This window comes from Staphylococcus sp. HMSC035D11 (genome assembly GCF_001836075.1).
In the GTDB taxonomy this organism is placed as follows: domain Bacteria; phylum Bacillota; class Bacilli; order Staphylococcales; family Staphylococcaceae; genus Staphylococcus; species Staphylococcus hominis.
On sequence record NZ_KV827278.1, the window covers coordinates 1 to 8,593 of the forward strand.

Consider the following 8,593-nt stretch of genomic DNA (forward strand, 5'->3'; position numbering starts at 1 on the left):
ACATATTGTCATTCAGTTTTCAATGTTCATTTCTTCAACACAAGAATTAATTATACTCGCTATCGATATGAAAGTCAACAACTTTTTTAAATTAATTTTTTTGTGTTTTTAATGTTCGTTGATTTGTTTCGCTCAACAAATAAATACTATACAGGGTTTCTCCCAAATGTACAATGGTAAAAATTACACTACAAAGAGCGAAAGATAGAGACTAACCCACAAAACACGAACATTATATAAAATAATTTGTTAATAGTTAATATTAAAGTTGTTTTCTTTCAGTTTATAACTTTTTTTACATTACTTTTATCTCATAAAACAAACTTTTAAAAATTTACATTTTTTAAAATAATTTTAAAAAAAGCTATTTACAGTGTGATTTAGTATTGTTGAAGGCGGAATATCCTCGCTATTCAATACTCATCTACTATAAATAGCACATAAAAATTTACATTTCGGTTCTACCAGCAATTGCTTTAGAAAGCGTTACTTCATCAGCATACTCTAAATCGCCACCAACTGATAATCCTTGTGCAAGACGTGTTACTTTTATTCCAATAGGTTTTACAAGTCTTGAAATATACATGGCGGTCGATTCACCTTCTAAGTTTGGATTCATAGCTAATATAAGTTCTTTAACTTCTTCATCTTTTAATCTATCAATAAGTGTGGGTATATTGATATCTTCAGGTCCTATACCATCCATTGGAGAGATAGATCCATGTAATACATGATAAAGGCCTTTATACTCTCTCATTTTTTCCATTGCAATAACATCTTTATCATCTTCAACCACACAAATAATTGAACAATCCCTTTGTTTATCTTCACAAATGTAACACGGATCTTTTTCAGTAATATGACCGCAAATACTACAATAGGTAAGTTCTCGCTTAACATCTACTAAGGCTTTAGCAAATTTTACGACATCGTCTTCTTTCATGTCTAATGTATAAAAAGCCAGACGTTGAGCCGTCTTGGGACCAATGCCTGGCAGTTTCATAAAACTATCTATAAGTTTTGAAATCGGTTCAGGATAATGCATACTTAACCTACATTCCTGGAATATTTAAGCCTTGAGTATGTTTACCTAATCGTTCTTGCGTTAAATTATCTGCTTTATTCATTGCTTCATTTGTTGCAGCTAAAACTAAATCTTGTAACATTTCGATATCATCTGGATCTACTGCTTCTTCTTTAATTTCTACATCTACAACTTCTTTATGACCAGTTACAGTTACGGCAACCATACCGCCACCAGCTGTTCCTACAATACGTTCGTCTTTAAGTTTTTCTTGTTCTTGTGCCATTTTCTTTTGCATTTTTTGCATTTGCTTCATCATTTGTTGCATATTTCCGCCACCGCGCATCATTCATTTCCTCCTTAAATTTTCACATTAATTTTATTATAATTTATATTTCATTATACATACGTTTATATTTATTGTCATGTATGACTCATTCAACTTACCTTATAAACAAACTGATATATTTTATTATTCATCTATAATATTCACAGTATCTTCACCAAATAAATCTCTCGCTTTTTGAGCAATATCAGACGTTTCCTCTTTAGTATTATCTTTTGTACTTTCAGAAGAATGATGATCATTTTGTTTTCTATGATTAATATACTCGCTTCTCACTCTCATCCATTGATCTGAAGGGACACCTACTACTTCAACGTTTTTATCAATGATATTACAAACGACGTTTTCAATGTTTTTCCTTTTTTCTTCATCTTTATTAACAATTTCACAATGTATTTCTTCATCAAATTGAATTAATACACGTTTTCTACTTGCTGCTACTGGAATTGAGTTTTGCAATAAGCTGACTAAAGGTTTTTTATCATTACTTTTAGCATAATCAATTACTTCTTGCCAATGTTCTTTAAGTAGTTGAATATCTTCTTTATTTGCTTCATCTAACACTTTAGCTATCTGCGTCATAGAAAATGCCGCTTTACTTTGACGTTTATTTCTAGAATGTGTGTTTGTTTGTGTGTGCTTTTTATTACTCTGTGAAATACCTTGTGCTTTTAAAGTTTTTAACTCATTTTCAAGTTGTTCCATTCTTTGTAATAACACTTCATTATTAGGTTCTGTAGCAACAGGCGTTGTTGCTACATTTTCTACTTTCGTAGGATTTGTTTTCACCATTTCAGCTAATTTAACTAATAACACTTCAAAGTGCACATTCTGATTCACACTAAATCTAATAGAAACGAGCGTATCATTTATAATATCTATCATATGATATAACGTTTCTAAATCAAATTGAGTTAAGGCATCGTAACTTGTTTGTTCATTGATTGTTTTATTCATAATCGTATCTCTTACGAAATAAATCATATCATTAATAAGTCTATTTACTTCTTTACCTTCAGATACAAAGTGATGATAACGAGAAAATGCTTCTTTTACATTTCCATTGACGATATCGTTAAATAATTCATTAAGCGATGCTTCATCTACACTACCCGTTACGTCTAATACATCTTGTAAGGTAAGATGCTCATCTCCAAAAGCAATTGCTTGGTCCATAATGCTTAATGCATCACGCATACCACCTTCTGATGCTTTAGCAATAAATTCCAATGCCGCTTCCTCATAATCTAGTGATTGTTCTTGTGCAACAAAACGTAATCGTTCGACAATTTGTTCGGTACTAATCGCTTTAAAATCAAAACGTTGTGCACGTGAAATAATCGTAGGTGGTATTTTATGCGGTTCTGTTGTTGCTAAAATAAAAATAGCGTGTGCTGGAGGTTCTTCTAATGTTTTTAATAAAGCATTAAAAGCACCTGTTGTAAGCATATGAACTTCATCTATAATATAAACCTTATATTTTGATTCACTAGGTGCGTATTTAACTTTATCTCTAATATTTCTAATTTCATCAACACCGTTATTACTAGCAGCATCAATTTCAATAACGTCACCATTTGTTCCTTGTGTAATGCCTTTACATATTGCACACTCATTACAAGGTTCACCATCATGGGGATTTAAACAGTTAATAGCTTTAGCAAACACTTTAGCTATACTTGTTTTACCAGTTCCTCTTGGGCCACTAAAAATATATGCATGAGATTGCTTTTCTTTTGAAATAGCATTTCTCAATGTTTTAGTGACATGTTCTTGACCTACAACATCATTAAAACTTTGAGGTCTAAACATTCGATATAAAGCTTGATAATTCACAGTCGCACCTCCAATACAATTACTTATCAATTATATCATGCAATATCTTTGATATATTAATTTTTTATACTTCTATTGATATTGGTTGTAGTTTCCCATGTGGATATTCACTTAATTGATCCCACAAGAATTTCACATAAAGAGACTTATCATCATTTTTCGATATAATATGATGTTGCGCCGCTGATGCATAACCTAACGCTGTAAAATACTCAGGACAATCATCTACAATAATAGCAGTATAATGATGAGCTTTCGCACGCTCTTCTACAGCTTGCACTAAAGCTTTTCCTATACCTTGATTTCGATAAGGTGTTGCTACAATCAAAGAAGATAATTGTAATACTTTAAATGTATCTTCATTATCAATGAGATTCACTTCATTTAGCATGATGTGCCCTATAATGTCCCCATCTTCTTTTTTCGCAATAACTTCTAATTCATAATTATATGTAGGTTGTTTTCTTAAATTAGAAATTATTTTACTATGTGATTTACCATCTAAACCTTTGTTATTAGTATAATGTTTTTCAAGTTTTTCTAAAGTCTCGATATAATCCATTTCAGTTAAAGTACTTAAATAAACTTGCATAACTTCCCCCTATAATTAACATGTTTCTAATCATATTTCTATTAAATGAATTGAGTAAATGTATCAGTGTATACACCCATAACCCTCATTATAAAAATAATTTAGGGTGTTTGTTTTTCTCAACATGCCTATTTTGAATATCTGTATATAAGTATGATGTTTATAGTTGTTCGATGACAACTTATTTAAATGATTTAAGAATCTTTATCTGTATTCTAAGTTCTTCTATAGTTTATATAAAAAAGGAGTGACTTTAAATTAAAGTCACTCGTAAAGTATATATATTTATAGAAATGATTAATTTTAAATTAAATAACCGTGCACCTTCGAATCGAGTGTACATCATAAACGTTACCGAAGTCGATAGCTAAATCTCGGCTACCCTACGGCACATATGAGTGTCCACTTAATGCTGCTTCCGTCAGGACCTGACATGATTCATGGGTTCATATTGCATAGGACCGAAATCTTCAAACACCTCGTGCTTCGGGCAGACTTCACAAAAGTACACCCTCAACGAAGGAATTAAGTCTCGCATAAAGCGGATTTCGAGTACAGGGAACCGCTACCTCCCCACCTAGCACGGTAAGTTTTATAATACTATAAAACGTATTAACGTTGCAAGTAAAATAGTATATTTATTTATAAATCATTCAAGTTAAAAACCAATTCAAAAATACTATTATTTATTTTGTCGACGAGAAAATTCATTAAACTTAAACTCTGTTGCTAGATGCTTTGAAACATTATATTGAAATCGCGTCGTATCTTTAAGAAAAACGGTACTTCTTACTGTCGCTGTATATGGATGGTGCACTTTACCAAACACTTGATATTCAAAATCCTTAAATGGTTCAAATGTAATTGATTTATTAGAATAGCTAATATCTAAATGAAGTTCTTTTTCTAAATAATCATAAATAGACTTTCTAGCTATTTCATTAGATATTTTAGGAACTAATGATGTTAGAAAATAATCTTCATCTAATATTTTAACTTTTCCATTTACACTTCTACTTCTTACTACATGACATAATAAGTCGTTATTTCTTAGACCCAATTGTTCTTTCACTAAAGGAACATCAGACGCCTTTATTATTTCATTTACAAGGACATATGTTTCATGATTTAAGTTTAACTTTTCTTTAACTTCTTTAAAGCTAATTAAATCTGAAAAAGGAAATTCAGTGATATCTTGTTGAATAACAATCGATCCTTTTCCTTTAATTTTTTGAATCATCCCATCATTTGCAAGTAATTCAAGTGCTTTTCTTACCGTTTCTCGAGATGAGTGATATGTTTCTACAAGTTCACGTTCTGACGGTAGTTGTTCACCATATAAGTATATTCCCTCAGAAATATCTTTTTTTAACTTTTCATAAATTACTGCAAATTTTTGTTGACCCATTTTTATTTTTTCACCCTATCACTTAATATGACTTACTAATTACTATCGCACCATATGGTGAAATCTTATTGTCAAGAATTTTACCACTTTGAATAATAATATCTCCTACTATATCAATATCATCTGGAATCCTAACAGCTTCATTTGAAAAGTTAGCAATAATTAACCAAGAATCATTTTTATAGTTGCGACGATAAATAAACAATTGTGGATGATCCATATACAATGGTTCAATATCTCCATAAGTAATGATATCATGATGATGACGTAACTTAATAAGTTGACGATATACATGTAAAACTGAATCTTTATTACTTATAGCATCTTCAACATTAATCGTATCTATATTCTTAGGTAAATCTATCCATGGCGTACCAGATGTAAATCCTGCATTTTCATTTTGATTCCATTGTATAGGAGTACGCGAATTATCACGCGATTTTTGGGATAAAATGGTCAAGATTTCTTCTTCTGATATCCCTTCTTCTTTTAGATGTGTATACGCATTAAGAGATTCTACATCTCTATATTTTTGTATTGATGTATAATGAGGGTCAGTCATGCCAATTTCTTCACCTTGATAAATATAGGGTGTCCCTTGTAACATATGCAACACAATAGCTAACATTTTTGCGCTTGCTTGACGATTCAATTCATTTGTGTCATCGCCAAATCGTGATACTACTCTTGGTTGGTCATGATTACACCAAAAAATAGCATTCCATCCACCACCATTATGGATACCTACTTGCCATTCCATTAAAATTTTCTTCAATTTAAGAAAATCATATTTTTCATTTGTCCACTTTTCACCATCTTTATAATCCACTTTTAAATGATGAAAATTAAATACACTATTCAATTCTTGACGCTCAGGACGTGTATATTTAATACAATTGTCAATCGTTGTTGAAGACATCTCACCTACTGTCATCATATTTCTATTTCCAAAAGTATGACGGTTGAGTTCATGTAAATATTGGTGAACGCGGGGGCCATCAGTGTAAAATTCTTTTCCGATGGCTTCTGAATTTTTAAATTCATCTTTAGAAATAAGGTTTATTACATCAAAACGGAAACCATCAACGCCAAATTGAATCCAATAATTTACCATTTCATAAAGTGCTTGTCTTACTTTTTCATTATCCCAATTCAAATCAGCTTGTGTCACATCAAATAAGTGTAGATAGTATTCATCAGATTTCTCATCATATTCCCAAGCATTTCCACCAAATTTAGATTGCCAATTTGTTGGTGGTCCATCTGCTGATGATTTGAAAAAATAAAAATCTCGATAAGGATTATCTTTTGAATGAATTGCTTCCTTAAACCAATGATGTTCCGTAGAAGTATGATTAATTACAATGTCTAGCATAACTTTTAAGTCTCGACGATGTGCTTCATAAATCAATTTTTTAAAATCATCTAATGTTCCAAACTCTTCATTAATTTTAAAATAATCGCTGATATCGTAACCATTATCATTCATTGGAGATTCATAAATAGGTGTAAGCCAAATATAGTCCACGCCTAAATACTTTATGTAATCTAATTTTTCAATAATACCATTCAAATCTCCTTTGCCGTCTCCAGTCGTATCATTAAAAGATTTAGGGTAAATTTGATACACTACTGATTTTCGCCAATCGTTTTGAATCATATTAATACCACCTTTATCTAAAAATATATTTTTCAAAATAATTAATTATTCACATCTTATAATGAAAGTTCATAACCCTCATTTTATATCATTGGGATTTTCTACCATTTCTTTAGCTTTAATTTTAGTGAATTTAGAAAAAATCACCGTTAATACTGCTGGCAAAATCATTGCTAATAGGATAACAAGTATATAAATATACCAATATTTACTTTGGATTGAAATAAAAGCTGGAACGCCTCCTACCCCTACATTACCAAGTACTCGATTTGCTCCAATGACTGCTCCTAAAACACCCGATGTACAAATAGCAGCAAAAAACGGTACTTTTAAAGGTAAATTCACTCCAAACATAGCTGGTTCAGTGACACCTAAGAAAGCAGAAACGCCAAATGTTAATGCTAATCCTTCTTCTTTTGCCATTTTTCGACGTTTATAAATTAACCATGCACCAAATGCAGCTGATCCTTGACAAATATTAGAAATGGCTACAATTGGCCATAAATAAGTTCCCTTTAAAGAACTGCCCATCAATTGAAAATCCACTGCTAAGAACATATGGTGTAACCCAGTAATAACAAGTGGTGCATAGAAGAAACCATAAATTGCGCCACCTAACCAACCCGCATGTTCAAAAATAAATTGTATAGCACCTGTAATCGCTGTTCCGATACCTAATGCTATAGGCCCAATAATAATAAATGATAGGAATCCTGTAATTAATAATGCTACAGGCCCTACTACAAGCATCTTAATTGAATCATGCACGACTTTATTAAGTGCTTTTTCAATTAAAGAAAGTACATAAGCCGCAATAAGTACCGGAAGGACTTGCCCTTGGTAGTTTAATTGTTTAATTTCTAAACCAAATAAATTCCATGTAGGAATATGACCCTTAGCTATATCATATTGTGAAACGAGTTGAGGATGCATTAATATCAATCCCAACACTAATCCTAAAATTGGACTACCTCCAAAGACTTTCATACTACTCCAACCAATTAAAGCTGGTAAAAAGATAAATGCTGTACTAGCTATGACGTTAATAATATTAGAAATATCACCTAATTGATGATGTTGTTCCACTAAGGCCTTAGGACCAAATAAATTTTCCATAGTTAAAAGATTATTAATCCCCATAAGTAAACCAGCTGTTACTAGTGCTGGCAAAATTGGAATAAAAATATCTCCTAATAATTTTACTAATCGTTGTAATGGATTGCCTTTTTTTGCAGCGGCAGTTTTTGCTTCATCTTTAGATGCAGTTTCTACACCGGTTTCATTTACAAACTGTTTATACACTTCATCTACTGTACCAGGACCAATAACAATTTGATATTGATTGTCAGCTTTAAATTGGCCTTTAACAAGCGTATTATTAGATAAAGCTTCCTTATCTACTTTATTATCATCTTTCAAAACTAATCGTAATCGCGTTACACAATGAGTAGCAGTATCTACGTTTTCTTTTCCACCTATTGCTTGAACAATATCTTGTACATCTTTTCTTTTTACGCCCACGATGTCCACTCCTTTGTTTCTAACTTAAACAAAGTATAACTTGTCTAGACAAGTTATGTAAAGGCTTTCATTAAATGATTTGATTTTTTAAAAATTTAGTACATAAAAATAAGCACTCAGTAAGTTACTGAGTGCTTATCTTCTTTATATTGATTAGTCTTGGATTTTAATGATAATGGCGGAGGAAGAGGGATTCGAACCCCCGC

Annotated in this window: 7 protein-coding genes and 1 other RNA gene; all 8 read right to left on the bottom strand. The window is 31.4% G+C overall.

Annotated elements, in window-relative coordinates:
• Positions 1-448 precede the first annotated feature (448 nt).
• Positions 449-1,045, bottom strand: coding sequence for a recombination mediator RecR (gene recR / locus HMPREF2647_RS08495; protein ID WP_061544598.1), 597 nt, complete (start codon positions 1,043-1,045; stop codon positions 449-451).
• Between the two features lie 7 nt (positions 1,046-1,052).
• Positions 1,053-1,370 carry a YbaB/EbfC family nucleoid-associated protein gene (locus tag HMPREF2647_RS08500; RefSeq protein WP_002447964.1) on the bottom strand — a complete coding sequence of 106 codons (318 nt, stop codon included), beginning with the start codon at positions 1,368-1,370 and terminating at the stop codon, positions 1,053-1,055.
• Positions 1,371-1,496: 126 nt separating this feature from the next.
• Positions 1,497-3,206, bottom strand: a complete 1,710-nt coding sequence (gene dnaX, locus HMPREF2647_RS08505; RefSeq protein ID WP_070859939.1) for a DNA polymerase III subunit gamma/tau — start codon at positions 3,204-3,206, stop codon at positions 1,497-1,499.
• A 64-nt stretch (positions 3,207-3,270) separates the two neighbouring features.
• Positions 3,271-3,798, bottom strand: a complete 528-nt coding sequence (locus HMPREF2647_RS08510) for a GNAT family N-acetyltransferase (protein ID WP_061544600.1) — start codon at positions 3,796-3,798, stop codon at positions 3,271-3,273.
• A 316-nt stretch (positions 3,799-4,114) separates the two neighbouring features.
• An RNA gene (ffs, locus tag HMPREF2647_RS08515) (signal recognition particle sRNA large type) lies at positions 4,115-4,384 on the bottom strand.
• A gap of 96 nt (positions 4,385-4,480) precedes the next feature.
• The gene (gene treR / locus HMPREF2647_RS08520; RefSeq protein WP_070443493.1) at positions 4,481-5,206 is read right to left on the bottom strand and encodes a trehalose operon repressor; all 726 of its coding nucleotides are present in this window, start codon (positions 5,204-5,206) and stop codon (positions 4,481-4,483) included.
• A 22-nt stretch (positions 5,207-5,228) separates the two neighbouring features.
• Positions 5,229-6,866: an alpha,alpha-phosphotrehalase gene (gene treC / locus HMPREF2647_RS08525; protein WP_070443495.1), complete on the bottom strand. Its 1,638-nt coding sequence runs from the start codon at positions 6,864-6,866 to the stop codon at positions 5,229-5,231.
• Positions 6,867-6,944: 78 nt separating this feature from the next.
• Complete coding sequence (gene treP / locus HMPREF2647_RS08530) at positions 6,945-8,387, bottom strand: PTS system trehalose-specific EIIBC component (protein ID WP_070859941.1); 1,443 nt, start codon at positions 8,385-8,387, stop codon at positions 6,945-6,947.
• Positions 8,388-8,593 lie beyond the last annotated feature (206 nt).